Source organism: Pseudomonas fluorescens, assembly GCF_040448305.1.
GTDB lineage: Bacteria > Pseudomonadota > Gammaproteobacteria > Pseudomonadales > Pseudomonadaceae > Aquipseudomonas > Aquipseudomonas fluorescens_BH.
In genome coordinates this window covers 2,130,894-2,154,439 of the sequence record NZ_CP148752.1, presented here as the reverse complement: position 1 = coordinate 2,154,439, position 23,546 = coordinate 2,130,894, and the positions used below count along the sequence as shown (strand labels likewise).

The window sequence follows — 23,546 nt, the reverse complement described above, 5'->3', positions numbered from 1 at the left end:
ACGTAGCGACCTTCCAGTAAATCATAGGTCGTAATGGCGGCAAAAGTGGCAATGCCCTGCTGATACTCCTAGAACATATGCCCATCCTTGTTCTCGAGCAAGGGAGCCAACAGCTCCTCCAGCGACGGATTCGGGTGGCGAGACAGGACGACACCATTGCGAGTCGTCTTTAGGTACAAGCGGTCGCCGACCGCCAAGCCTAGAGTTTGCAGCACCGCGTTGGGGAGGCGGATGGCACGGTCGCTCTCCCATTCTTCGATGATCACCTGGACGCTGAGCATGTGCGGTTCCTTAGCCTGGAAAACTCACGACAACCATTTTTATCGTTAGTTTCTCCGCTTACCTTTCAATGGGAAATCGATAGAAGAATATGCTCCCCGTGAACTTGACAAACTCACTGAGCGAGCGTTTTTTTCAAACACCCAATAGAAATCAGCTCCTTGATAGTTAGAACGACATCCAGTGCTGGCACTGCGTGAATTGGGATGACAACCTATTAGAAGCTATACAGCCCTGTGTTCTACCATCGTTGATATTCACGCCAATATAGATAAATCAAAGTGCAACGCATTAACCTCCGAGACACAAGTACAGGAACTAGCCCTCCGAAAATCCAACTCTTCCGAAGCGAAACAACAATTACTCGACGTAGCCTCCAATAAAAAATCAAAAACAGCCTATCACGCCCCCTCATTCGCACCGTGACACCCCTGCCCTCGCTAACTGGAGGCACATCTTAAAAATCATCATAATACAAAAAATAGCTGCAAATCACACCCACCATAGCGCCTTAGCGATCTTCAATCGCAACCCTTAGCCGAGTGGCGAAATCGAAACTGTTTTCCATATAGATAGTATAGCGATGGCACGATACCGGCTTGCTAGAGAAATCGAATTTGATTTCCATATAGATATATTAGCGATCGCAAGCTGATTGCTGCCACTCCAGTTCTTACCAATCACCAACCGCAGACCTCTACTGAGTAGCGAAATCGAAACTGTTTTCCATATAGATAGTATAGCGGCAGCACGATACCGGTTTGCTGGAGAAATCGAATTTGATTTCCATATAGATAGTATAGCGATCGCAAGATAATCACTGCCACTCCAGCTCTTACCAATCACCAACCGCAGACCTCTACTGAGTAGCGAAATCGAAACTGTTTTCCATATAGATAGTATAGCGACGGCACGATACCGGCTTGCTGGAGAAATCGAATTTTATTTCCATATAGATAGATATGCGGAAGTATTTGCGCAATATCTCAAAGCTGGAGAGTTCATCACATGCTTGCTATACTGAATCCGAGAAGAAATCGAATTCGTTTTCCAAATAGATAGATACTATGGAAACTAAAACACCCAATCATCGCATGGAGGATACAATGGCAATCGACTGGTACGCACTCACCTCATCATGTTTTTTTGGTTGCAGTTTAGGTGCTACGGATAACCGGGGTGATAGCCTCGGCCATTTAACTGCTCGCCAAAACGCCTGTGGCCGTCAATGGCTTACACAGTCTCTCCTCTAAAGAAAAGGCTGATTGCAAGAGCGAATTTAGCCAACATCTTGAGATGTGATCGAGCCGAGCAGGCGAGAGAATCAACCTCCGTAATATGCGCCCCTCCTCTAGAGATCGCACCCAGATCCAAAATTAGGATTTCTACGAAGAGGCAAGGAAGCGAACTTCGCCAACAATCCCTAGTAAGGGGTACCATTCTGACCCGGCCCACTCTATAGGATGCCCAACATGTCCCTTAATACTCTAACGACCAATCTTCAAACCCTAAAAAAATAATTGTTGGGCTAAGCCTAAACCAGGAATGGGCAGTGAAAGCTGCAAAAAACCTAACCAAGGTAAAAGACTACAGATCCGAAATAGTTATTCTGTCGAGTATTCTGTTTAACAATTGGCGATCATTTTAAGATCTCGAATTCTCAGAACTGTAGTAGTAGAGCCAACCTTCATCTTCTGCAGTCCTCCACCGGAAACCTGGAAAAACGGTCGATGGACTCCACCAGAAGCACGTCACCCTTGTGGGTATCCTTGATGCAGGCACAGTAGCCCCGCCTGAAGCACAAGGGGATGCATCAACAAGATGACCCGGAACCTTGAAAAAGGTATGGCAGCAGTACAGTGCTCAGCTTTACCCACCTAGCGGAAACTAGCCAAACCTACATGTAATCAACTGGTTAAAGCTATTGTACCCATCCCCTACCTAGCCTAAACTTTATTGACCTCGGTGCATCAGGCGGCGACTCATAATCCTTTGCTCCACGGTTCAAGTCCGTGTGGGCCCACCAATAAATTCAATGAGTTAGGCTCGCCATTCGGCGGGCCTTTTTCATTTCTGATTTCGGTAGCTTCGGTGGTAGTTATGGCGCAGCAAATCACCGCCAAGGACTTTAAAGCCGCTATCGACAAACTGAATACCGATCTCTGGACGTTCATCCACAATTGACCGTTTCAGAACTTTGCGTTTCTCCCTCCTCAGGCGTCCTGCCGACGATGCATTAGAAAATGACTGATGTCGCGCTAGGTGACCAAGAGGATGGCGCACATGGGATTCTTGGCTTCTTCACTGTACAAGGTCGTGCTTGGGGCATCCTGAAGCTCCAACCGAGTTGTCGATGCTGCGTATCAGAGTGACGACCATCGATCGTGACAGCTATCTGTCATGTATTGACTTAATGCCAGAAAACACGCATTTTCTTTCGTAAGCGCTGAAAAACAACAGGAAGCAGCCTTGAGCCAGCCCATCAAACAACGCCTTGAAAGCAGTCTTTCAACCGCCGCCGCCTCTGGCCGGGTGATTGCTAACTATATGCTGGCCAACCTCTATGAACTGCCGTTCCAGACTGCCGCTGATATTGCCGCGAAATTGAACGTCAGTGAATCCAGTGTGGGGCGCTTCTGTCGCTCCCTCGGATATAGCCACTTCAAAGACCTGAAAAACGACCTCAAGGTCGACCTGGGCGATGGCCCATGGCTGGTGGGCGATCGCTTGCAGGAGTTTCGCCACCAAGCCAGCCAGGGCCCGCAAGGCCTACCGCGCAGCTTCGAGTTGGAAGTCGCGGCCCTGGTTAAGGTTTACGAATATAGCCTCACCCCGAGCTGGCACAGCGTCAGCCAGCGCCTGGCCACACGGCGCAAGGTGTTCGTCGCCGGGTTCCAGACAGAGCGTGGCATCGCAGCATCCATGGTTCATCTGTTGCAGTACCTGCGCGATGACACACACTGGGTCGACGGTGCCGCCGGGCATTACGCCGACGTGTTGCTCAGTGCCCCCGAAGACAGTGCGCTGGTGGTGTTCGAAGCCCGCCGCTATTCCCGCCACGCCCTGACCCTGTGCCGCAAGGCCCGCGATGCCGGAATCCCTGTAACGCTGATCACCGACACCTTTTGCGACTGGGCCGAACAGAACGCTGATGAAGTGTTCCGCGTGCCCACCGAGTTCAACCTGTTCTGGGAATCGACAGCGGCGATGCTGTCGCTGGTCCACCTGCTTGTCAACGACGTCTGCAAACAGCTGGGTCCCGAGGTCGAAGGGCGTCTTGAAGCCATCGCGGCCTTACACAACGAGTTCGTTGGATACACATCATCACCAAACTCAAAACAATAAAACGAGGTGCTGGATGAAACACGTCATTCGCTTTGCCGGTGTATGCGCAATGGTCCTGGCCGGGGCCACCAGCGCGCAGGCTGAAGTACTGAAGATTGCTACCGAAGGCGCTTACCCGCCGTTCAACTACGTTGACTCGGACAACAAGCTGCACGGTTTCGATGTGGATATCGCCAACGCGTTGTGCGAACGCATGAACGTGCAGTGCAGCATCGTCGCCCAGGACTGGGAAGGGATTATCCCGGCGCTAATGGCGAAGAAATACGATGCGGTCGTGGCTTCGATGATCGCCACCGATGAGCGCAAGCAGAAAATCGATTTCACCCGGCACTACTACCGTACCCCCCTGTCCGTGGCAGTATCCAAGGACTCGAACATCACCGACGCCCAGACGAACTTCAAGGGCCGCACGGTCGGTGCCCAGGCATCCTCGACCCAGGCCATCTATGCCGAAGATCATTACGGCCCAGCCGGCGCCGACGTGAAGCTCTACCCTACCCTCGATGAAGCCAACAGCGACTTGGCGACTGGCCGGATCGACGGGGTGATTGCCGACAAATTCCCGCTGCTGGCCTGGGTCGACAGCGCTGGCAAGGACTGCTGCAAGATCATCGGCGACGTCAACGGCACCACCGCCGATGCCTCGATCGCGGTGCGCAAAGGTGACGATGTCCTGCGCGAGCGCTTCAACAAGGCGCTGGATGAGATCATTGCCGACGGCACCTATAAGAAGATCTCCAGTCGCTACTTCGCCTTCGATATCTATTGATCCCCCGAGCCCTCAGGCGCGCCTGAGGGTCGTTACTTGCCGACATGTTGCACCGCACCCACACACGGGTGCGGTGAGGGCGTGCGAGCTTAATTTACCGAGAGGGTTCGAGCATGTTCGAAAACCTGTCATTGCTATCCTTCGCCAGCGGCGGCTGGGGTTCAGCCTTGCTGGCCGGCGCTCTGGTGACCATTGTCCTGGCCCTGAGCTGCCTGCCGATTGGCTTGCCGCTGGGCCTGGGCCTGGCCTTGGCCGCCCGTTCCCGACGTCGCTGGCTGCGCTCCATGAGCACGGTGTTTGCCACCGTGTTCCGCGGGCTGCCCGAGCTGCTGACCCTGCTGATAATCTATTACGGCTGCCAGATCGGTGCGCAGAAACTGTTGGCCGCGATGGGCTACGAGGCCGAAGTCGCGATCAACCCCTTCGTCGCCGCGATGATCGCCTTCAGTCTGGTGTTCGCCGCGTTTTCCAGCCAGATCTGGCTGGGCGCCTTCAAAACCGTGCCCAAGGGCCAGTTCGAAGCTGCAGCCGCCCTGGGCCTATCCCGACGGACAACCTTTACCAAGGTGGTGCTGCCGCAATTGGTACGCATTGCTTTGCCGGGCCTGTCGAATAACTGGCTGTCGCTGCTCAAGGACACCTCGCTGGTGTCGACCATCTCCCTGGTCGACCTGATGCGCCAGACGAACCTGGCGGTCAGCGTCACCAAGGAACCGATGCTGTTCTACACCGTGGCCTGCTTTGGCTACCTGTTTTTCTCGGCCATTTCCGGCCGCCTGTTCCAGTTCCTGGAGCAGTATTTCAACCGCCATCAACGGAGCGTTCGCCCATGAGCTTCGATGAATTGCAAAATCTGTTCCTCAGCCCTGACTTGTTGGAGCGTTACGGTCCCCGCTTCATCGAAGGCCTGTTGGTGACTGCCAAGCTGGTGGCCATTTCCTTCACCCTTGGCGCCCTGCTCGGTCTGCTGATCGCCTTGGGCCGGTTGTCGAGTAACCGCTTTATCAGCCGTTTTACCGGCGTCTACGTGTATTTCTTCCGCGGTTCGCCGCTGCTGGCACAGCTGTTCATGCTCTATTACGGCCTGGGTTCGTTCAAAGGCTTCTGGCAGGACGTGGGTATGTGGTGGTTCTTCCGTGACGCCTGGTTCTGCACGCTGCTGGCCTTCACACTGAACACCGCGGCCTATCAGGCCGAGATTTTGCGCGGCAGCATCCTGGCCGTGACCCAAGGCCAGCGCGAGGCCTCGAAAGCCCTCAGCCTGTCGCGCTGGACCACCTTTCGCAAAGTCATCTTGCCGCAATCCCTACTGGTCGCCATTGGCCCGCTGGGCAATGAACTGATCCTGATGATCAAGGCCAGCGCCATTGCCTCGCTGGTGACCATCTACGACTTGATGGGAGTGACCAAGCTGGCCTTCTCGCGCAGTTTCGACTTCCAAATCTACCTCTGGGCCGCCGTGCTCTATCTGCTGATTGTGGAAGTCGTGCGGCGCAGCCTGAAAGCGCTCGAGGGCCGCCTCGGCCGTCACCTGCAGTAAACCAAATTTTCTCGGGCTGCCGTGCGCGCCCCTGCATCAGGGATACACCATGCATTGCGAAACCATCGTTCTGGGCGCAGGGATTGTCGGCGTCAGTACCGCACTCCAGTTACAGGCCCGTGGCCGTAAGGTCATGCTCATCGACCGCCAGCAGCCGGGTAACGGCACCAGCCACGGCAATGCCGGGCTGATCGAGCGCGCCAGCGTAATTCCCTACGCGTTCCCGCGCCAACTGTCGAGCCTGTTGCGCTACGCGGGCAACCAGCAGTCGGACGTGCGCTACAGCCTGAAGTACCTGCCCAAGGCCAGTCCATGGCTGCTGCAGTACTGGCGGCACTCCGGGACCAAGGGCTTGGCCGCCGCAACCCGGGCCATGCTGCCGTTGGTGGAGAACTGCATCAGCGAACACGACCTGCTCTCTGCACCGGCTTGCATGGATCACTTGATCCAGGCCAGTGGCTGGGTCGAGGCCTACAATTCTCCACAGGCGTTTGCCAAGGCCCAACGCGACGCTGCTGCGCTCATGGACTATGGCCTGAATTATGAAGTGCTCGACCGCGACCAGATGCATGCCCGTCAACCGGGCTTGCACAGCAGCGTGGTCGGCGGCATTCACTGGCTGGACCCCAAGACCGTTAGCGACCCCGGCGGCCTGACACGCGGTTATGCCGAACTGTTCGTCAAACGCGGCGGCGTGTTCGTCCTTGGTGACGCCCTATCCTTGCGCCAGCGCGTGGGTAAATGGGAAGTGCAGAGCGAACAGGGCCTGGTGATTGCAGACGAAGCCGTGGTCGCCCTCGGCCCGCAAGCCCGGGGCATTTTCGAGCCACTAGGGTATGACATTCCACTGGCGATCAAGCGCGGTTATCACATGCACTATGCCGCCCTGCCTGGCACGCGCTTGCAACAACCGCTGCTTGACCCGGTGGGCGGTTATGTCCTGGCACCGATGGTCGGCGGCATTCGCCTGACCACCGGGATCGAGTTCGCCGACAGCCAGGACCCGGTCAACGAAATCCAGCTACGTCGCTGCGAAGAGCTGGCGCGCGCCTTCTACCCGCTGGGCGAACGCTTGGATGCCGAGCCTTGGCTGGGACGCCGTCCATGCTTGCCGGACATGTGCCCGGTGATCGGCCCGGCGCCACGACACAAAGGTTTGTGGTTCAACTTCGGGCATGCCCACCATGGCCTGACCCTCGGCCCGGTCTGCGGCCGTCTGCTGGCCGAGTTGATGACCGGTGTCCCCCCCTTTACCAACCCTGCCCCGTACAGCGCCGAGCGCTTTCACTGATTGCCGGAGACAAGACCATGCATGCCCTCTCTGCCCGTGTAGACACTCCGCTCGCCGCAAGCCCGGACACCCGTAAGGTTGTGGTTGATATCGCCGGCCTGAACAAGTTCTATGGCGCCTTCCATGTGCTGCACAACATCGATCTGAAAGTGCGCGAAGGCGAACGCATCGTGCTCTGTGGGCCTTCCGGCTCCGGAAAATCGACGCTGATCCGCTGCATCAACCGCCTGGAAATCGCCGAAAAAGGCCGCATTCTGGTCAACGACACCGACTTGGCCCAGACCAACCGCGAGGCCGCCAAGGTCCGCAGTGAAATAGGCATGGTGTTCCAGCATTTCAATCTGTTCCCGCACATGAGCGTGCTCGATAACTGCACCTTGGCCCCAATTTCGGTGCGTGGCCTGAGCCGCAAGAAGGCCGAGGAACTGGCCCAGCACTTCCTGCAAAAAGTCGGTATCGCCAGCCAGGCCGGCAAGTACCCCAGCCAGCTCTCGGGGGGCCAGCAACAGCGCGTGGCGATCGCCCGGGCGTTGTGCATGGAACCCAAAATCATGTTGTTCGACGAACCCACCTCGGCGCTCGACCCGGAGATGGTAAGCGAAGTGTTGGATGTGATGGTTAACCTGGCCGGCAGCGGTATGACCATGCTCTGCGTGACCCACGAAATGGGCTTTGCTCGGCAAGTGGCCGAGCGCGTGCTGTTTCTCGACGGCGGCCAGATCATTGAGGACGCACCGCCTCAGGACTTCTTCAGCGCCCCGAACAGCGCGCGGGCCAAGGCCTTTCTTGCGCAAATTTTACACTGAGGCCACATACGAGCACGGCTTGCCTGCGATGGCTGTGCCGTCCATACGCCAGGCGTAGGCCGTTTATCAACGCACTTGCGCGCACAGCAGTTTCTTTCCGACATCCACTACTGATCTCAGCAAAAGGAATATTCAATGACAAATATGCTGGCGAATAATGCCGCCCCGAAAAACCTTGCGGTTACTGTCTGTGATCAAGCGCAGACAGCGGCACTGCTAGATTTCAAAAAACTCGTGGACGCTATTGCCCAAGCCGCAACCGAACTGGAAGCTGGTTCAATTCTGAGCCCTGAGCGCTTGGTTGTACCCCTGGGTGACGGCGGTGTTTTGCTGAGCATGCCCGCCACCGCCCAGGACATCGGCATCCACAAACTGGTAAACGTCCAGCCGGGGAATGTGCAGCGTCAGCTGCCCACGATCAACGGCACGGTAACCGTATGTGATGCCGTAACCGGACAAATAAAGTGCTTGCTCGACGGCCCAGAGGTCACAGGGCGTCGTACTGCGGCAGTAACCCTCCTGGCGATTCGAACGCTGTTGCAGCGTGAACCGAAACAGATCTTACTGTTCGGGACCGGCGCACAAGCACGTCATCACGTACAAGCTATCAATGCCCTTTACCCACAGTGCAAGCTGTGGGTAAAGGGCATTGACGCGCAAGCGACGGCAGACTTCTGCAACAACAATCGAGACCTGCACGAGCATTTGCAACCGCGCGGCGACAGCATTCCCGACGTGGATGTGGTAATCACCGTAACCACCAGCACAGAGCCGGTCTACAACGAGCTAGCCAAACCTGGTCGATTGATTATCGGTGTAGGTGCTTTCAAGCCAGAGATGGCGGAGCTCGGCAAAGTCACTCTGGACGGTAGCGTTCTCTATGCTGACGATACTGCCGGTGCGCAGCACGAAGCAGGCGACCTATTGCGGGCAGGTGTGGATTGGTCTCAAGTCAGATCGCTGGCCGCAGCCATTCGCGGCCCAATCGATTCGTCACGACCCGCTGTATTTAAAAGCGTTGGTACCGCGGCCTGGGACTTGGCCGCTTCGCGGGTCGCGCTCCACGCCCTTGCCAGCCAATAACCCAACTTCGGAAGCTTTGAATTATATAAATTGCACTCGGCCATCGCTAGCGTTGACTATCCACGCTAGCGGTGGCCCAGAAGCGATTCGATGGGTTACTTCGCACAATGGGAAGTGCTTAAAGTTTTCCGCAGGTAGCTTGCTGAGGAAGGGCACAAATGCTTGAACTGAGCTGTCTGGGTAATTGCGACAGGCGCCTTATCCCTATCAAGCAGTTCGTACCCACTGGTTGCAAAGAAATTAACCGCGTTTTGGGTCAACAAATGCAGTCGGGCTGCACCTTGGGAGGCCGCCAATTGTTCGAGTTCCGACAACACCGCTTTTCCCAGTCCCGCGCCACGATGCTCCTCGCAAACAACTAGAGAGCGCAGCAGAAGATCGGGACCAGCCCCCTCCAATCCTCCATATGCTACCCATTTCCCATCCACTTCGAATCGGTAAAACTGCCGTCCTGGATAGCTCACATCGTCGTAAGGCAATCCAGCCTGACTCAATGACGCACGGAGATGATTCAAACCACTACCCCCTACTTTAATCATCTGCATCGTCAGTACTCTTGTATGCTAGCTGACACTCAAGGCTAGCAGGCTCTCGCTGCTTGATCTCGCCCACTATGAGTTGTGGATTCAACCGGTCGTGACAGGCAGAAAATGACCAGAAGAGGTCATCAGCAGTCAGCATCACGCTTCAACTGGCGAAGACCTCGCGATCATAATGAATCATCCCCGCGAAGACCAAAGTGTGAGTAACATCATGACCGAAGCCCAGCGCTGGACAGTGAAATGCCAAGACCCTGCGGATGGAAGCGGCGACGTCATCATTGACTTGCCGCCTGACCTACTCGCCAGTTTAGGATTGAGCATCAGCGACGTACTGACCATTGAAGTGATCGACGGCGCGATAGTTCTGACGCCTAAGTCGAGCGACTCAGCTACACCCTGAATCGCGCCGGCGCGCTCGACCTAATCTCCAAACGGGCATATGCGAACGGCACATCTGAGCGGCGGCGATTGGACAGATTTTACGTAGCGACTCAGACTTCAAAACAGTGGCTACGTTTTTACACAGCTACGGTCGATTGCGGCCCGTCACGACAGGTAGAAATCGGCCAATAGTGGACGGCGGTGAACCGAATTTTGGTCAGGCTGCCCACTGGTTTTGAGCTAACTGGTGATCGCGCCATGCCCTTCATCCCATCGAAAGTCGCGCGCCTTGACCAGCGTGGCAAGATTATGGCCCACCCCGGTTTCTTTGCGGCATAGGGTGAAGTGGCAGCGATAAAAGAATCGTGGTTCAACCCAAGGAAAAAGCGTGCAGCCCCGCACAGACACTGCCCTGACGCCATGGATAGCTCCATTGAAGAACGATTTATCGGTACTTTATCGATTCGAGGGTTGGTATCGGAAAAGGGTGACCGTCGTGGTACTGGCCTTGCCTTGCCATAAAGAATGCCATACCCAACAGCCGCATTATTGTGATGCAAGGTCGTGGAAGTTAGGTTGTCTTCTTTCTCACGGATGGTCGAGGCAGAGGTTTACCAACTATTCAAATCCAAATTTTACAGCCTTTGTAATGTTTTCAATCAGTCATTCAACGCGGGTACTTTTTCAAGGCACGTAAAGTTGGTTGTTTTTGACCAGGGATAAAAGTCTGACCGTTCCCTATTTGAAAGATACCCACGCCCCGCTGAGATGTTCTGCACCGAACGCCGAGACCGTTAAACGCTAGACTTTCACCTGCTGTAATCCACCTATCTGTCCCGACTTATCGATTCCTGAACAATGCCTTTCATCTTCCGGCAGTCCGAACCTGGCCAGTTCAGAACGGCTGCGGCGACTGCCCTCATAGCTTCTGCGTCACCGTGTAAACCATCCGTGGCATCGACGTTTTTTGCAGAGAGGCACACGGCTGACTGCTCTGCGCCACCGCATAAAAAAAATGATCGCCAGTATCTTCAATGAAGATTGGACGCTTTGTCTTGTCTCTGTAATAAATGAGCTCATGCCACTACTGCTTTAATCTATTAAGAGCGAGTGATCATGAATGACGTCCGAAGCCACTTAAATCTTACTGATTCCACCATCGATATCGCTAGAAAACACCCTCTAGACGAGAGGAGTTTGTAGCTTGCCAGTTTAAATAGACTGAAGCGACCCTGGTTATGGGTTGTTTTTTTAGCTAACAGATGAGGAGCCTGAGAGGCTGCTTTGGGTCCAGAGTGTGTAAAAACGCATGCGCCGTTTTGAAGTCTGCGTTGCTACGTAAAATCTGCTGGTGCTTGTGTATCAGCAGACCAGAAATTTGCGTAGGAGCGCGATTTTTGCTCCAGTCCCGACTGTCAAACGTTTTTGAGCGCGACAGGTACTCAAAATCGGACTGGAAATCGCGTTTCTACGCGAAATCCACATCTGCTGACGTGCCGATAAATTTCAGATTTAACGTAGATGCGCATACTTCAATTTTGGTGAAGCGTTTTTACACACTCTGGGTCGTTTGCTGCCTATTGCGACAGGCAGCACTCGACAGCAGACTATCCGCTAGAACGGCTGGCGTTAATATGAAGCGGCGAGGAGATGTCTCAACACTCACGGGCCTTCCTTGCAGGCCGTGACAAGACTTGGTCTCTGGATGCTTTGGTTGGCGCGGTGACGGCTCTAATTCTATATGTTAATCCGATCCGCAAAAACTGAGCATCGAGCGAAGGAAATACTTCACTCACTATAAGTTTGCCGCACTGCCACACACTTGATTTCCACCAACAGTCCCGGATGTGCCAATTCACTGACACCTATGCACGTCCAAGCGCAAAGACCTTTGGGGAATACCCGATTCTTCACCTCACGAAACAAGGGCATATGCTGCGACATACCCATGTGATAGGTAGTCATCTCGACCACATCCTCAAAGCTGCAGCCTCCAGCGGCGAGCACGCGGTCAAGATTTTCCCAGGCGCTGATGAACTGTTGCTCAGGATCTTGGATAACGTCCAGTTCAGGAGTTCTTCCCACCTGACCGGCACAGTACAGTGTGTCGCCGAACTTGACTGCTGGGACGTAACCCGCTCGTTCAACGATGGGCCTCATAGAGTCTGGAATGATGATTTCACGGTACGGCATCGTTGGGTCTCCAAGCAGGTAATCAGCGGATTTTATCAGCCAAATCGATGAGGGATTTTTACACGGGCGTGACGAAAGCGCGCGCTCCGTAATTCGTTTACCAGTGTTGTGCGGCACAAGTAAGGTCAGTATTTTCTAAGAGATAAAAGAGCTTTTTTGACGTGGTTTCAGACCCCGTAGCTGTCGCACGCTACGCCAAGGGCCCCGTCAGACAGGTCCCAGATTTTGATTCCCTGCAACGGATTGCAACATTCCTCCTCTGAGAAAGTGTGCCATCCGCAGGCCGCGTGCTGATGCTCGGAGCGGCGATGGCTTTGAGCAAAAGAATTTGCCGACTGACAGCCGGAGTTGCGGTTTGCCGGAGTCCCCCCCTCCGCCGAAATGTTGAAACTTGCACAGGCAACCTTAGGCACGCTGCAGCACGAGTCGAGCTTCATGAAGGCTACATCGAAACCGCGCCAGAAGGACCGTTCGATGCAGCCACCTGTCTTCTGATACTGCAATTCATCCCACACGCGGAGCCTTGGGTGGCAGTGATTAGAGAAGGTGTAGATCCCCGCCCAGCTTTGGCTAGAACATTCAATTCCGCCAGGCTGGTACCGGGGTTGAATTTTTTTGGCCGGCTAACCGTTACCAAAGCGAATAGGTGTAATTTATGTAAAAGCGGGTTTGGTCCTGATCCTGGGCCGTAGTTGTCGGGAGCTGGGTGCGATAGTTTCCGCGACGAAGTGAAACGCCTAATCCTTTAAGCGAACCGCTTTGGATCGCATAGTCCAACCGATAATCACTCTCCCATTCGCTATATCGCCCGGTCGTTGCATTACCAATACCTCGGATATCCTGACCTTTGACGTACGTCCATTGTGCTTTAAACCCAGGAACGCCAACGCCAGCAAAGTCATATCGATAAATACCAAAACTGGAGTTTTCACCCGCGCGGGTAAAGTTGTTAATCATGATATCGGTGTAAAGGTAGACGCTGGCGCCTCCTTCTCCCTCCGGGCGCCCGTGACCATCAACCAGGTTGCCGTTGGTAACATAGGGCATACCACCGCCATCACTGACGCGCTGATGCCCCAGGGTCAGTGAATTGCCGCCAAGCGTATAAGTAAAAGCGGCAGACCACGTATTGTTATTTATTTCCCCTAATCCGCCAGCGTTATAACCATTTTTGTATTTGTAATTGGTATTACTACCATTTTTTCCATCCGAATGGCTATTGAAGTAGCGCAGATCAGTTTTGAAGGACTGCTCAGGTGATATCTGGAAATCATGGATCAAACCTAGAAAGGATTGACCGTAGTAATCTTCCAGTTGCGCATAATAATACTGAAGCATCAAGTCCTTCGTGGGCTTCCAGTCTGCGCCCGCAAAACGGAATGCATCGGAACCCTTGCGCCCCCCCGCAGAAATGCCGGCCCAGTTACTGGAGGCTCGACCGATAGCGCGGTTTAGTTGACCTGCCGTATAGGTAACGTCACCAAACTCTTTGGAGGTAACCATTGCGCCTTGAAAGGACTGAGGAAGAAGGCGCGAGTCATTGGCTACCAGGATCGGTAGGTTGGGAGCCAGCGCATTGCCTGCCTTCAACTCGGTTTTGGATAGCTTGATCTTGGCATTGGCACCTAGGCGGCTCCAGTTATCAACCGGGGTGCCATCTGAATCTACGGGGCTGACGGTATTACTGGTAGAGGTGCTGTGAGGAGAAATGCCACCACCCAGGTTCACACCCAGCAATCCCTGGATATCAAGCCCGAACCCTATAAGTCCTTGCGTGTAACCAGAGCTGAAATCAAATCTCAAACCTGTTACTGACTGGCGCTGATCCACTCCGTTAGTCCCACGCTGATCCCCTTCAAAATAGAGCGAGCGAGAGCTAACAGTGGCTTTGCTGTCATCCAGAAAACCGGAAGAGTAGCCGTGTTGATATATTGCGGCCAAGGTAAGGCCGAGCACCATTTTGCCCTTGTTCATCTATATTTTTCCCATGCACAGTAAAGACAGTTGTAAGCCGGAGGTTATTTTTTTTGTTTGCCAAACTTAAATAGCTTCAATACTTCGCAGGAAGCGTATTGAATTTTTATTTTTATAGTTCCGCCCTGGAGCGGCACAGGGCAGCAGATCGACTTCAACTAATCGACTACATAATGGCCGAATTAGCAACAAAGTGGCCAGGCGCCACTTCCAGATAGCTCACATCCGGTGCTTGATAGTTAATGTCGTAAATTCTGCTCGGCACAACTTCCTCCATAAGGCTGAACGGTTTCCTGGGGACGTTTAAATCAGCCGAAGGAACTGCGCTTAATAACTTCTGGGTGTAGGCGTGGTGTGGATTTTCGAATACCGAACGTCGCGGGCCGATTTCAACAATACGACCATGGTACATCACACCAACCCGATGACTGACCCGCTCAACCACCGCAAGATCATGGGAGATGAAAAGGAATGAAATCCCCATATCACGCTGCAAATCCTGCAGAAGATTAATCACTTGAGCTTGAATGGACACGTCCAGTGCCGATACCGCCTCATCGGCAATGATCAGCTTGGGCGATAGCGTCAACGCGCGCGCGATGCAGATCCGCTGCCGCTGTCCTCCGGAAAACTCGTGCGGATAACGTTGCGCATGTTCAGCAGACAACCCAACTCGCTCCAACAGGTTTCGAACCTGCTTGCGTGCCTCAGCGCCACGGGCAATGTTATGAACGTGCAGCGGCTCTAAAAGGCTGTCCTCGATCGTCAGTCGCGGGTTGAGAGATGCATAAGGGTCTTGAAAGACCATTTGAATGTCTCGACGCAGCGTCTTTAAACCGCTCTTGTTCAACGACGCAAGGTTTTTACCACCGAAGAAGATATCTCCTCCCTGTATGGGCATCAGGCCGGCGATTGCGCGCGCGCTGGTCGATTTGCCACACCCGGATTCTCCCACCAGAGCCAGTGTTTCACCTGAGTAAATGTCAAAGTCGATGGCTTCGACGGCATGAACCCGACGTTTGACTTTCCCAAAGAGACCGCCCTTGAGATCGTAGCGAATGGATAACGACTTTACGCTGAGGATAGGCGGATGTTTGTAATCAGGAGCAACGTTACAGAGTGCCTCCGATTCCGGTGAGGTTTCAGCCGTTTTATCATCGATCAAGGGAAATTTCGCGGGCAAACAAGTGCCGTGCATTGAACCAATTTTAGGAACCGCGGCCAGCAGTGCGCGGGTATAGGGTTGCTGAGGTGACTGCAAAATAGCCCTGGCGGAACCCTGCTCGACGGTCTTGCCTTTTTTCATCACCATCACTTTATCTGCGACTTCTGCCACGACACCCATATCGTGCGTGATAAAGATAACGCCCATTGCCAGGCTGCTTTGCAGCTCCTTGATGATACGCAGAATCTGCGCCTGGACTGTTACGTCCAGCGCGGTTGTCGGTTCATCGGCGATCAGCAATGTCGGCTCACAAACCAGTGACATGGCAATCATGATGCGCTGGCGCATTCCACCGGAAAGCTCGTGGGGAAATCGGTTCATGATCTGCTTCGCATCAGGGATGCGTACCAGGTCCAGCATACGTAACGCTTGGGCTTCAGCTTCTGCACGACTGCAGTGCTTATGCAGAACAATGGCCTCGGTGAGTTGAGAGCTTATCTTGAAGACCGGATTCAGCGAGGTCATTGGTTCCTGGAAGATCATCGACATTGAGGACCCTCTGAGATGACGCATCACGGACTCGGGAGCGGATACCAGATCGATTACTTTGTTGTCTTTGGTTTGCAGCTCCATCGAACCTGAAAGAATCCTGCCACCGGCTCGCTTGATCAGCCCCATCATCGCCATTGAAGTTACGGATTTACCGGAACCGGACTCGCCAACGATCGCAAGCGTCTGACCACGCATCACCTCAAACGAAACGTCACGTACGACGGTCGATTCGCGCCCAATAGCGCCGAACCCCACACTCAGGTTTTTAACGCGAACTACCAAATTCTCGTTCATGGGAAGCTCCTTTAATCGACAATCTTCGAGATGGCGGTATCGAGGTCTGCACGAGATTGGGCGACCTTCAGCCGATGTTGGGAAACCCACTCGCAGTCCTCCTGAAGCTCTTTTCGCGCAATCGACAACAACCGCTTGATTTCACCCGGGCCTACTCCACCCGCAGAGATCCGGGTTTCAACAAACCGACGCGGATTCAACGTATCGCGGACCTGCGCGTCAGAGTACTGGAGCGTTGAACCGATGGTTTCCATAGCGGCTTGATCCAGTGCAGCACCCGTCACCATTCCCGGCGATACACCGGCGAGCAAGCTGTTACGAACCAGGCGCGCCACCACGTGGTGAACCTGACGGAACGAGATACCTCGATCTCGAACGATAACATCGGCGAGATTGCTCGCTGTGCACCAGCTCCCCGACAAGAGAGCCGCCATCCGGTCCTCATGCACAACCAGTGTTTCGATGATACCGGTGAACAGATCGAGCATCCCTTCGGTGATCGCAAGGGCATCATGTATCAATGGCAAGTCACGCATTGCTTGATCGCCAGTCCCTTCGGACCTGAACGTCGCCAGCGCCGTGCTGAGCCAGGTAACGGACCCACCCGCTGCCTTCTTGATGGTTTCAAGGCCACTGGGATTTTTCTTCTGCGGGAAAATGCTGCTGGTGCCGCAGTAACCGTCGTGGCTCTCCACCGTCGCGAATTCGACACTCGACCAGATGTGCAGATCGGTAGCGAGGTCGTTCAAGTCAGCCATAACGAATGACAAAGCGCCGATTGTCTCTGCCGCGTACCACGCTTCTCGGCCCAGTTTGGAGTTTTCCACAAGGCTGTCAAAACCCAATAAATGCGTCGTACGCGCCCGGTCCAAAGGCCAGGAGGTACCGGCCAGCCCCACGGCTCCGAGAGGATTTCGATTGACCCTGCTGTATGCCTGCATCAGGCGATTGAAACTATCGTGCAGTCTCGAAGTAAAACTCAGCAGATAGTGGCCAAAGACCCAGGGCTGAGCGTGCTGCATATGTGTATAGCCCGGCATGATCGTGCTCGAGTGCTGAGCAGCCTTGTGAATCAGTGCCGCCTGAAATTCATTGATGCGATCCAGCACGACAAGAATGCGCTTGCGGTCGTACAGACGACGCACTGTCGCACCTTGGTCGATACGACTGCGGCCTGTATGCATTTGCCCTGCCGAATCTTCACCAATTTTGGAGAACAGGTACGATTCAACCTGGAGTAGAAAGCTGCCTTTCTTCACATCAAACGGAAAATCTGATGGAGACATTTCCCGTATCCGTCGAAGCTCCGCCAGGATGGCTTGCCCTACGGATGCAGACAGAATTTTCTGCTCTACGAGCATTACGGTATGAGCCAGGTCAACTTCAACGAATTCATGAAATTGCCGCTTCTCGGTTTCAAGAGCAGGAATGTCATGGTATTTGACCATGCGCTCAGCAGGAGGGGCACTCAAACGAGCATCAGTTAACAGGGTTTCGTTGGCATGTGCATTCGACATTTTAAATCACCGGTCAATAAGTTCTACATTCTTAAAATCGATGGTCCCTTCATAATCAATATCAAGACCATTCAAACCTTTGCGCACGCCGACAACTTGCTCTTGGTCAAAAAGAGGCAGATTGTCTGCATCCTGTTCCCATAGAATCTGTTGGATCTGACCGTAATAGGACATGCGCTTTTTCTCATCCAGCTCACGAGAGGCAAGTTTGAGATATTTGTCTACATCAGGATTGCTATACCCAGTTAAATTCTGTGGATCACCCGTAGACAACTTCCGGCGCAGGCGAATATCCGCATCAGAAATACCTGTACCCAGCAACCACATGTTTGCGTCATTGGTCCCTTTGCCCGTTCCCTTTCCTGGATCAGGGCGATACAAGTTCTTTTGATAAGTGGCCCATTCCCATACTTTGAACTCGGTTTTTAGCCCCACTGCATTGAGATAACCTTGAACAACCTCGGCGACTTGTCGGTCCTTGGTATAACGTCCCGCGGGGGTCCACATAACAACGGTTCCTGGATAGCCTCCTGGATAAACCTCGTTAATGATTTTTTTCGCGGCTTCAGGGTCGTACTTGACCGGAGCAAACGCCTGTCTTGCTTGTGTACCTTCGGGAAATGGACCCGTAGGCACCTTTCCATATCCAAGCAGAACTTTGCTTACTAACGCCTCGCGATCAATTGCCATGCTGACTGCACGGCGTATACGCGCGTCATCGAATGGCGGCTTTGTCAGGTTCATTTCAAAGAAAATCTGGAATGTACTGGGCACGCGGAGCAATGTGGATTTTTTGAGTTCCGTTAGCTCGATCGCGGCTTCTGGCGACAAATTAGCCGCGACGTCAGCATTATTTGTCCGCAGTTCAATTACTCGAGAGGAGTCCTCTCTTACTGGCCGAAATACAATTTTGGAAGGCTTCCCCGCCTCTCCATAAAAAGAGGCATTCCTTTCAATGACGGCCTGATCATTGGGTATCCAGCTATCAAAAATGTAGGGGCCAGTACCGACTGGATGATGTCCATAGGCTCGTCCGAATTTAGCAACCGCTGTGGGGCTATTCATTGACGAGGATTCTTTTGCCAGCAGTTCCAGCATGGTGGGGGAAGGGTTTTTTGTCGTAATCTGTACCTGATACGGCGACACGGCTTCCACCGACAAGATATCCGCATAAAAAGAACGATGCGGAGACCCCAATTTAGGGTTACTAATTCTATCTAGGTTGAACTTCACAGCCTCAGCATTGAAATCCGTACCATCGTGGAATTTGATTCCCTGCTTCAACACAAACGTCCATTGTTTGCCATCTTCCGTTCTGGACCATGACTCTGCCAAATCAGGTACAAAATTGGAGCGATCTTTTCCATCCCAAGCGATCAACCTGTTAAACAAGTGATCAATTACATTATAAGAAGGTACGCTGCGCGAAATGGCAGGATCCAACGTATCTATATCAGAGCCCTGGACGAAGGTTATTTGCCCAGTCTCTTTGGCATGGACAACCGTCGGCAAACTGGCCGACAGCCCTATGATGCCTAGAACAGAAAAACTTCGTATGAGTACTGCCAGGAAACTTAAGCGTCCCATCATCTTGTCTCGCTCTATTATTTTTGTGGAACTCATCGGCGACTACCCGCCCTGATTTCAATTAAGCGTTTCGCGATTTCGGATCGATATAGTCCCGTAGCGCATCGCCAACAATGTTGAAGCTCAATATGGTCAGGACAAGGGCGCATCCAGGCGCGAGCAAGACGTAAGGATGTGTTGTCAGCAACGGTCGCGACTCGGCGATCATCGAACCCCACTCCGGCGTTGGCGGCGGTGGGCCAAGTCCCAGGAAGCTAAGCCCGGAACCAATAAGGATGGCTTCGGCCAACGAGACGGTTGCCTGAATAATGACCAGCGAACCAATATTGGGCAGGATATGCACCAGCAACAATCGCAGATCACCGACACCGATGGATTTCGAGGCCAGTACAAACTCCCGATTTCTCAGCGCCATCACTGGCCCTGCAAAAAAACGGACGTAGATAGGGATGGTTGAAATGGCAATCGCAAGTGTCAGACTGAAGATGCTGTTTCCCGCGACGGTAATAATTAGAATTGCTACCAAGGTCCTAGGGAACGCAATCATGGAATCCATGACCCGCATTACCAAACTGGCGATGGCGCCGTTGTAATATCCGCAAGCTGCGCCTACCGAAACACCAACCAGCATCGCAATACCGACACTCGACACAGCGACAGTGAGTGTGATGCGTGCGCCCCACAGGACTCTTCCCAACAAGTCCCGACCCATTTGATCTGTTCCAAGCAAAGACTCGGTACCCGGACCAATAAGAGATTTGGACAAATTAATTTTAGTCACCGAATCCCAGTCAAACAAGAAAGGTGCGCAAATCGCAGCCGCGATCATTGCCAGGATGACTAGAAACGCACTAAACGCAAACCAACGCTTATTGGATATAAGGAAGCCAACAAAGCCCCACCGACGCTTTTTCGGCAGTTGCATATCAGCCTCAGTTGTAAGTGATGCGAGGGTCGAGGATGCCATATACGAGGTCCACAATTAAGTTGATGATCACTACCAAGGCTGCAAACACAAGGACTGTTCCTTGGACCACATAAATGTCTCGAGCCATAATTGCGTCAATCAGGAAGCGCCCCATACCGGGCCACGCAAATACAGTCTCGACAATAACGGCGCCGCCAAGCAGACGACCGAAGTCCATCCCGAAGACCGTAACAAGTGGAATAGCCGCATTGGAAAGTGCATGTTTAAGAACAACTTTATAGCTGGGCACACCTTTGGCGTAGGCGGTACGAATATAATCTTCTTTCAGCACGTCCATCATCGTGGATCGAGCCAGCCTCGAAAATGTGGCAACGTAAGGCAAGCCCAAGGTGAATGCAGGCAGTATCAAGTGCTGCCACCCTCCTCTTCCGGTGGGTGGTAGCCACCCCAAACTCGCTGAAAATATCGACATCAATATCAGCCCGAGAAAGAAGCCGGGTACCGAGATACCTAAAACTGCAAATGTGGTGAGCGAACTGTCAAGCCACCCCCTGGGTCGTAGTGCAGCGAGAATACCCAGTGGAACGCCAATGATTACTGCCAGCAGCATCCCAGCAGCCGTTAGCTCAATAGTTGCCGGGAGCGTTCTTGAAATGCCTTCCAGCACCGGGGTAAATGTCTGGAACGATTCACCGAAATCGCCACTGGCAATTTTTTTTACATAGATTATGTATTGAGTAGCGAGCGGTTGATCCAGCCCGTAGTTTTTCCGTATTTGCGCAACGTCTTCTGCTGTCGCATCAGGTCCCGCAGCGAGTTGAGCCGGATCGCCCGGAATAAAATGCATCACCAGGAATACCACAATGGATACTCCCAATAGCATCGGTAGCAGGAGTAATAACCTGCGGAGGGTGTAGTTCAGCACGAGTTGTCCTCTTTTTATTTTGCGTCAGCATTACCCGGCAGTATTACGAGGCCATGCTGTTGGGCTAAAAACAACGCAAACAAATCATCGCTCTGTCACATCACTATCGCAAACCGGCAACATGTTGGACGCGCATAACAAAATGTTATACGCTGGCTGGATGGCGCCCGTCCTACGACGATTGAGAGCTACGATGAAACTAAATCCCCGCCAGTTGGAAGCTTTTAGAACGGTCATGCTCACTGGGAGCATGACCGTCGCAGCTGAAGCTCTTCAGGTAAGCCAGCCCGCCGTTAGCAGGCTCATACGCGACCTTGAAATCGTACTTTCTCTTCGACTGTTTCGCCGCGAGGGTAATCGCCTCATTCCCGGCGCGGAAGCACAGGTCTTGTATGCTGAAGTCGATAAGTTCTATCAGGGTATTGAGCGAATTGAGCGCGTGGCAGAAGACCTGGTAATGCTCCGCACAGGAACTTTGAGGATCGGCTCAATGAGCACTCTTGGTCTCAGTGTTGTGGCTGAAGGGGTTTGTCGCTTTGCAAGAAACCACCCCGAGGTCAGAACATCTTTAGACGTTCGAAACTCTTTGGGAATCCTGGAACTGACATCTGCAAACCAAATTGATATTGGCTTTGTTCAGATTCCTTCGGGAGAGTATCCCGGAATCCAGGCGGTACCTCTGCCGCCCACAAGTGCGGTTTGTGTCATGCCAATTGACGATGTATTGGCCTCAAAAGATGTCGTCACACTTGATGACCTACACAAACGTCGACTGATTACGCTTAACACGAATAATCCGCTACAGCGTCGAATTACGTCAGCAATGGAGGCCCGCGGTGTTGCAGGCATCTCCTCCGTAGAAACCACCGCAGCCCACTCCGCCTGCGGTATGGTTTCCGGTGGGCTCGGAATCACAATATGCGATCCTTTTACCGCTTCGTACTCGAAGTATCCGGGGATTACTTTTAGAAAACTTGATCAAGACATACCATTCGAAGTTTCTATGGTGTTCCCCAGTCATCAGCAACGCTCTAAGTTGACGTTAGACTTTATGCGAGCAATGGAGAGTATATTCAAGTCGGAATTCATTTCCATGATTCCCCCTGTGGAGTATTAAACGGAACCTCCTGCAGGCTGCTGCCCCGTCAGGTAATATTGTTGGGAACGTTCGGGGTGCTCTGGAGGCCATCAATAGTAACGAAGACTTCATCAATATGAGGCTCGTGGTTCTCACAACGCCGGAGTAACCAAAAACGGCCATTGGGGTATTTCTACGATACCAAGGGCGATTGAGAGTCGCTTGGAGTTCTAGAGCGTACTTCTTGGCGAACTAGCAGGAATATCCCTGCTTCAAGCTCTGCCAGGTTGCCTGAAATTGAATGATCTACGGAAAACTTGCGCAAGGAACTCAGGAAGAGCCGATAGCCTTTGCCGTTCAGGGCAAAGCCCAGCCCTTCGCTGAGTACATCGTCCAGAACAGCGTACTTTTCGGGAGCAAGCATACGCAGATGCTTGCTGGCGAACGAAACACCCAGCCCGAGGATATTGGTACCTCCAAGGATTGCATCTTCGTCACTGGCGCCAGCAGTCCCTTTCAGCCACTCTTCCAACAAGTTCTCCAGTTTCTCCTTGCCGTTCCGGCGAAGGAGATTTGCCCATACCCGTTGCCCCCGCCCCCAATCGCAAACCTTTTGGCTAAACAGCAGCACATTTATGGGGCTCCCCGCCGAAAGAGCCGCTCCCAGGTTCTCCACATCGCTTGAGGCATCAAACTCCTTGCGTGCCAGCAGAATCGCGCTTTCAAGCGCAGACCTTGAGAACTTGAAACCGCAGAAATCTAGATCCTCAGAGTCGAACTCATGAGTCTTCAGCTCGAAGTCGTTGACTGTGCGCATTACTCCGTCGAAACAGGCAAAAGGCCATGGATGTATCGTCTCAGCGCCAAGTGCATAGGCGTCACAAGCCGGGCAGACGCTGACCCACTGCGTATTCGAGAACAGTCCGAACTGGTGATTTGCTTTGGTCTCATTGAGTGCGGCTTTGAGTGTGCGACCGTTGATGCGTGAAAGGGGTGATCCGCAGGTGTGTTTCTTAGCTGGCATATTGTATTTTTTCGTGCTTAGTGGAGAAATCAAAAAGCTGAGTTAAGGCATCCTTACTAGCATGCACTGAGTCCTCCCCAGTGTTGAAGATATATTCACACTTCTTACGGATCCTTCTTAACTGTTATATGCGATATTTACGAGTGTATCCAGGCAGTTACAGATAGTAACTTTTTTTACTTTTTTTGAGGTCATTTCGAACCACATGCAAGCTTACAGACGCAGTCCTTTGCTATCGTCCGAGCACCTGCTGAGTTATGGCGGGAGGGTGTG

Annotated in this window: 19 protein-coding genes and 1 pseudogene; 9 read left to right on the top strand and 11 right to left on the bottom strand. The window is 53.1% G+C overall.

The annotated features are described in order from the left end of the window. Positions 1 to 68: 68 nt before the first annotated feature. Positions 69 to 281: an AbrB/MazE/SpoVT family DNA-binding domain-containing protein gene (locus WHX55_RS09810; RefSeq protein WP_223532819.1), complete on the bottom strand. Its 213-nt coding sequence runs from the start codon at positions 279 to 281 to the stop codon at positions 69 to 71. A 2,467-nt stretch (positions 282 to 2,748) separates the two neighbouring features. Between WHX55_RS09810 and WHX55_RS09805 the strand changes: the two genes are divergently transcribed. The 7 genes from WHX55_RS09805 to lhpI all read left to right on the top strand — a co-directional run bounded on the left by WHX55_RS09805 (position 2,749) and on the right by lhpI (position 9,113). Next, positions 2,749 to 3,624 (top strand): MurR/RpiR family transcriptional regulator, encoded by an 876-nt coding sequence (locus WHX55_RS09805; protein ID WP_223532817.1) that lies wholly within the window; start codon positions 2,749 to 2,751, stop codon positions 3,622 to 3,624. Between the two features lie 13 nt (positions 3,625 to 3,637). Then, positions 3,638 to 4,393 carry a transporter substrate-binding domain-containing protein gene (locus tag WHX55_RS09800; RefSeq protein ID WP_223532815.1) on the top strand — a complete coding sequence of 252 codons (756 nt, stop codon included), beginning with the start codon at positions 3,638 to 3,640 and terminating at the stop codon, positions 4,391 to 4,393. A gap of 113 nt (positions 4,394 to 4,506) precedes the next feature. After that, on the top strand, positions 4,507 to 5,226 hold the full coding sequence (locus tag WHX55_RS09795; protein WP_223532813.1) for an ABC transporter permease subunit: 720 nt from the start codon (positions 4,507 to 4,509) through the stop codon (positions 5,224 to 5,226). After that, entirely contained in the window at positions 5,223 to 5,933 is a 711-nt protein-coding gene (locus tag WHX55_RS09790; protein ID WP_030131264.1) for an ABC transporter permease subunit, read from the top strand. Before WHX55_RS09795 ends, WHX55_RS09790 begins: the two co-directional genes overlap by 4 nt. Before the next feature lie 49 nt (positions 5,934 to 5,982). Continuing rightward, a complete protein-coding gene (locus WHX55_RS09785) occupies positions 5,983 to 7,224 on the top strand; it encodes an FAD-binding oxidoreductase (RefSeq protein ID WP_353742489.1) in 1,242 nt (413 codons plus the stop codon). Between the two features lie 17 nt (positions 7,225 to 7,241). Next, positions 7,242 to 8,030, top strand: a complete 789-nt coding sequence (locus WHX55_RS09780; RefSeq protein ID WP_263293096.1) for an amino acid ABC transporter ATP-binding protein — start codon at positions 7,242 to 7,244, stop codon at positions 8,028 to 8,030. A 135-nt stretch (positions 8,031 to 8,165) separates the two neighbouring features. Next, entirely contained in the window at positions 8,166 to 9,113 is a 948-nt protein-coding gene (gene lhpI / locus WHX55_RS09775) for a bifunctional Delta(1)-pyrroline-2-carboxylate/Delta(1)-piperideine-2-carboxylate reductase (RefSeq protein ID WP_223532809.1), read from the top strand. 95 nt (positions 9,114 to 9,208) lie between these two features. On the opposite strand, the gene arsN2 is transcribed toward lhpI, so the two are convergent. After that, positions 9,209 to 9,658, bottom strand: a complete 450-nt coding sequence (arsN2, locus tag WHX55_RS09770) for an arsenic resistance N-acetyltransferase ArsN2 (protein ID WP_223532807.1) — start codon at positions 9,656 to 9,658, stop codon at positions 9,209 to 9,211. A 208-nt stretch (positions 9,659 to 9,866) separates the two neighbouring features. Here arsN2 and WHX55_RS09765 point away from each other — a divergent pair, with 208 nt between their 5' ends. After that, entirely contained in the window at positions 9,867 to 10,055 is a 189-nt protein-coding gene (locus WHX55_RS09765; protein WP_223532805.1) for an AbrB/MazE/SpoVT family DNA-binding domain-containing protein, read from the top strand. 224 nt (positions 10,056 to 10,279) lie between these two features. Here the strand turns inward: WHX55_RS09765 and WHX55_RS09760 are convergent. From WHX55_RS09760 to WHX55_RS09725, 8 genes and pseudogenes are all read right to left on the bottom strand, one after another. Further along, positions 10,280 to 10,458, bottom strand: a pseudogene (locus WHX55_RS09760) (S-(hydroxymethyl)glutathione synthase); the annotation flags it as partial. A 1,366-nt stretch (positions 10,459 to 11,824) separates the two neighbouring features. Then, on the bottom strand, positions 11,825 to 12,229 hold the full coding sequence (locus WHX55_RS09755) for a RidA family protein (protein ID WP_353742488.1): 405 nt from the start codon (positions 12,227 to 12,229) through the stop codon (positions 11,825 to 11,827). Between the two features lie 630 nt (positions 12,230 to 12,859). Next, entirely contained in the window at positions 12,860 to 14,203 is a 1,344-nt protein-coding gene (locus WHX55_RS09750; protein ID WP_353742487.1) for an OprD family outer membrane porin, read from the bottom strand. A 166-nt stretch (positions 14,204 to 14,369) separates the two neighbouring features. Then, positions 14,370 to 16,214 carry a dipeptide ABC transporter ATP-binding protein gene (locus WHX55_RS09745; RefSeq protein ID WP_353742486.1) on the bottom strand — a complete coding sequence of 615 codons (1,845 nt, stop codon included), beginning with the start codon at positions 16,212 to 16,214 and terminating at the stop codon, positions 14,370 to 14,372. Between the two features lie 11 nt (positions 16,215 to 16,225). Next, entirely contained in the window at positions 16,226 to 17,731 is a 1,506-nt protein-coding gene (gene argH, locus WHX55_RS09740) for an argininosuccinate lyase (protein WP_353742485.1), read from the bottom strand. A 6-nt stretch (positions 17,732 to 17,737) separates the two neighbouring features. After that, complete coding sequence (locus tag WHX55_RS09735; RefSeq protein WP_353742484.1) at positions 17,738 to 19,354, bottom strand: ABC transporter substrate-binding protein; 1,617 nt, start codon at positions 19,352 to 19,354, stop codon at positions 17,738 to 17,740. A 25-nt stretch (positions 19,355 to 19,379) separates the two neighbouring features. Further along, the gene (locus WHX55_RS09730) at positions 19,380 to 20,243 is read right to left on the bottom strand and encodes an ABC transporter permease (RefSeq protein ID WP_353742483.1); all 864 of its coding nucleotides are present in this window, start codon (positions 20,241 to 20,243) and stop codon (positions 19,380 to 19,382) included. Between the two features lie 7 nt (positions 20,244 to 20,250). Beyond that, a complete protein-coding gene (locus WHX55_RS09725; RefSeq protein WP_353742482.1) occupies positions 20,251 to 21,171 on the bottom strand; it encodes an ABC transporter permease in 921 nt (306 codons plus the stop codon). Between the two features lie 193 nt (positions 21,172 to 21,364). On the opposite strand from WHX55_RS09725, the gene WHX55_RS09720 reads away from it, so the two are divergent. After that, on the top strand, positions 21,365 to 22,288 hold the full coding sequence (locus WHX55_RS09720; protein ID WP_353742481.1) for a LysR substrate-binding domain-containing protein: 924 nt from the start codon (positions 21,365 to 21,367) through the stop codon (positions 22,286 to 22,288). Positions 22,289 to 22,442: 154 nt separating this feature from the next. Here the strand turns inward: WHX55_RS09720 and WHX55_RS09715 are convergent, their stop codons facing one another. Further along, on the bottom strand, positions 22,443 to 23,273 hold the full coding sequence (locus tag WHX55_RS09715; RefSeq protein WP_353742480.1) for a hypothetical protein: 831 nt from the start codon (positions 23,271 to 23,273) through the stop codon (positions 22,443 to 22,445). Positions 23,274 to 23,546 lie beyond the last annotated feature (273 nt).

What these genes read in the sequence shown, in the direction of transcription:
- WHX55_RS09810 (WP_223532819.1), bottom strand. Translation starts at nt 281, where the DNA reads ATGCTCAGCGTCCAGGTGATCATCGAAGAATGGGAGAGCGACCGTGCC.
- WHX55_RS09800 (WP_223532815.1), top strand. Translation starts at nt 3,638, where the DNA reads ATGAAACACGTCATTCGCTTTGCCGGTGTATGCGCAATGGTCCTGGCC.
- WHX55_RS09795 (WP_223532813.1), top strand. Translation starts at nt 4,507, where the DNA reads ATGTTCGAAAACCTGTCATTGCTATCCTTCGCCAGCGGCGGCTGGGGT.
- WHX55_RS09790 (WP_030131264.1), top strand. Translation starts at nt 5,223, where the DNA reads ATGAGCTTCGATGAATTGCAAAATCTGTTCCTCAGCCCTGACTTGTTG.
- WHX55_RS09785 (WP_353742489.1), top strand. Translation starts at nt 5,983, where the DNA reads ATGCATTGCGAAACCATCGTTCTGGGCGCAGGGATTGTCGGCGTCAGT.
- WHX55_RS09780 (WP_263293096.1), top strand. Translation starts at nt 7,242, where the DNA reads ATGCATGCCCTCTCTGCCCGTGTAGACACTCCGCTCGCCGCAAGCCCG.
- lhpI (WP_223532809.1), top strand. Translation starts at nt 8,166, where the DNA reads ATGACAAATATGCTGGCGAATAATGCCGCCCCGAAAAACCTTGCGGTT.
- arsN2 (WP_223532807.1), bottom strand. Translation starts at nt 9,658, where the DNA reads ATGCAGATGATTAAAGTAGGGGGTAGTGGTTTGAATCATCTCCGTGCG.
- WHX55_RS09765 (WP_223532805.1), top strand. Translation starts at nt 9,867, where the DNA reads ATGACCGAAGCCCAGCGCTGGACAGTGAAATGCCAAGACCCTGCGGAT.
- WHX55_RS09755 (WP_353742488.1), bottom strand. Translation starts at nt 12,229, where the DNA reads ATGCCGTACCGTGAAATCATCATTCCAGACTCTATGAGGCCCATCGTT.
- WHX55_RS09750 (WP_353742487.1), bottom strand. Translation starts at nt 14,203, where the DNA reads ATGAACAAGGGCAAAATGGTGCTCGGCCTTACCTTGGCCGCAATATAT.
- WHX55_RS09745 (WP_353742486.1), bottom strand. Translation starts at nt 16,214, where the DNA reads ATGAACGAGAATTTGGTAGTTCGCGTTAAAAACCTGAGTGTGGGGTTC.
- argH (WP_353742485.1), bottom strand. Translation starts at nt 17,731, where the DNA reads ATGTCGAATGCACATGCCAACGAAACCCTGTTAACTGATGCTCGTTTG.
- WHX55_RS09735 (WP_353742484.1), bottom strand. Translation starts at nt 19,354, where the DNA reads ATGAGTTCCACAAAAATAATAGAGCGAGACAAGATGATGGGACGCTTA.
- WHX55_RS09730 (WP_353742483.1), bottom strand. Translation starts at nt 20,243, where the DNA reads ATGCAACTGCCGAAAAAGCGTCGGTGGGGCTTTGTTGGCTTCCTTATA.
- WHX55_RS09720 (WP_353742481.1), top strand. Translation starts at nt 21,365, where the DNA reads ATGAAACTAAATCCCCGCCAGTTGGAAGCTTTTAGAACGGTCATGCTC.
- WHX55_RS09715 (WP_353742480.1), bottom strand. Translation starts at nt 23,273, where the DNA reads ATGCCAGCTAAGAAACACACCTGCGGATCACCCCTTTCACGCATCAAC.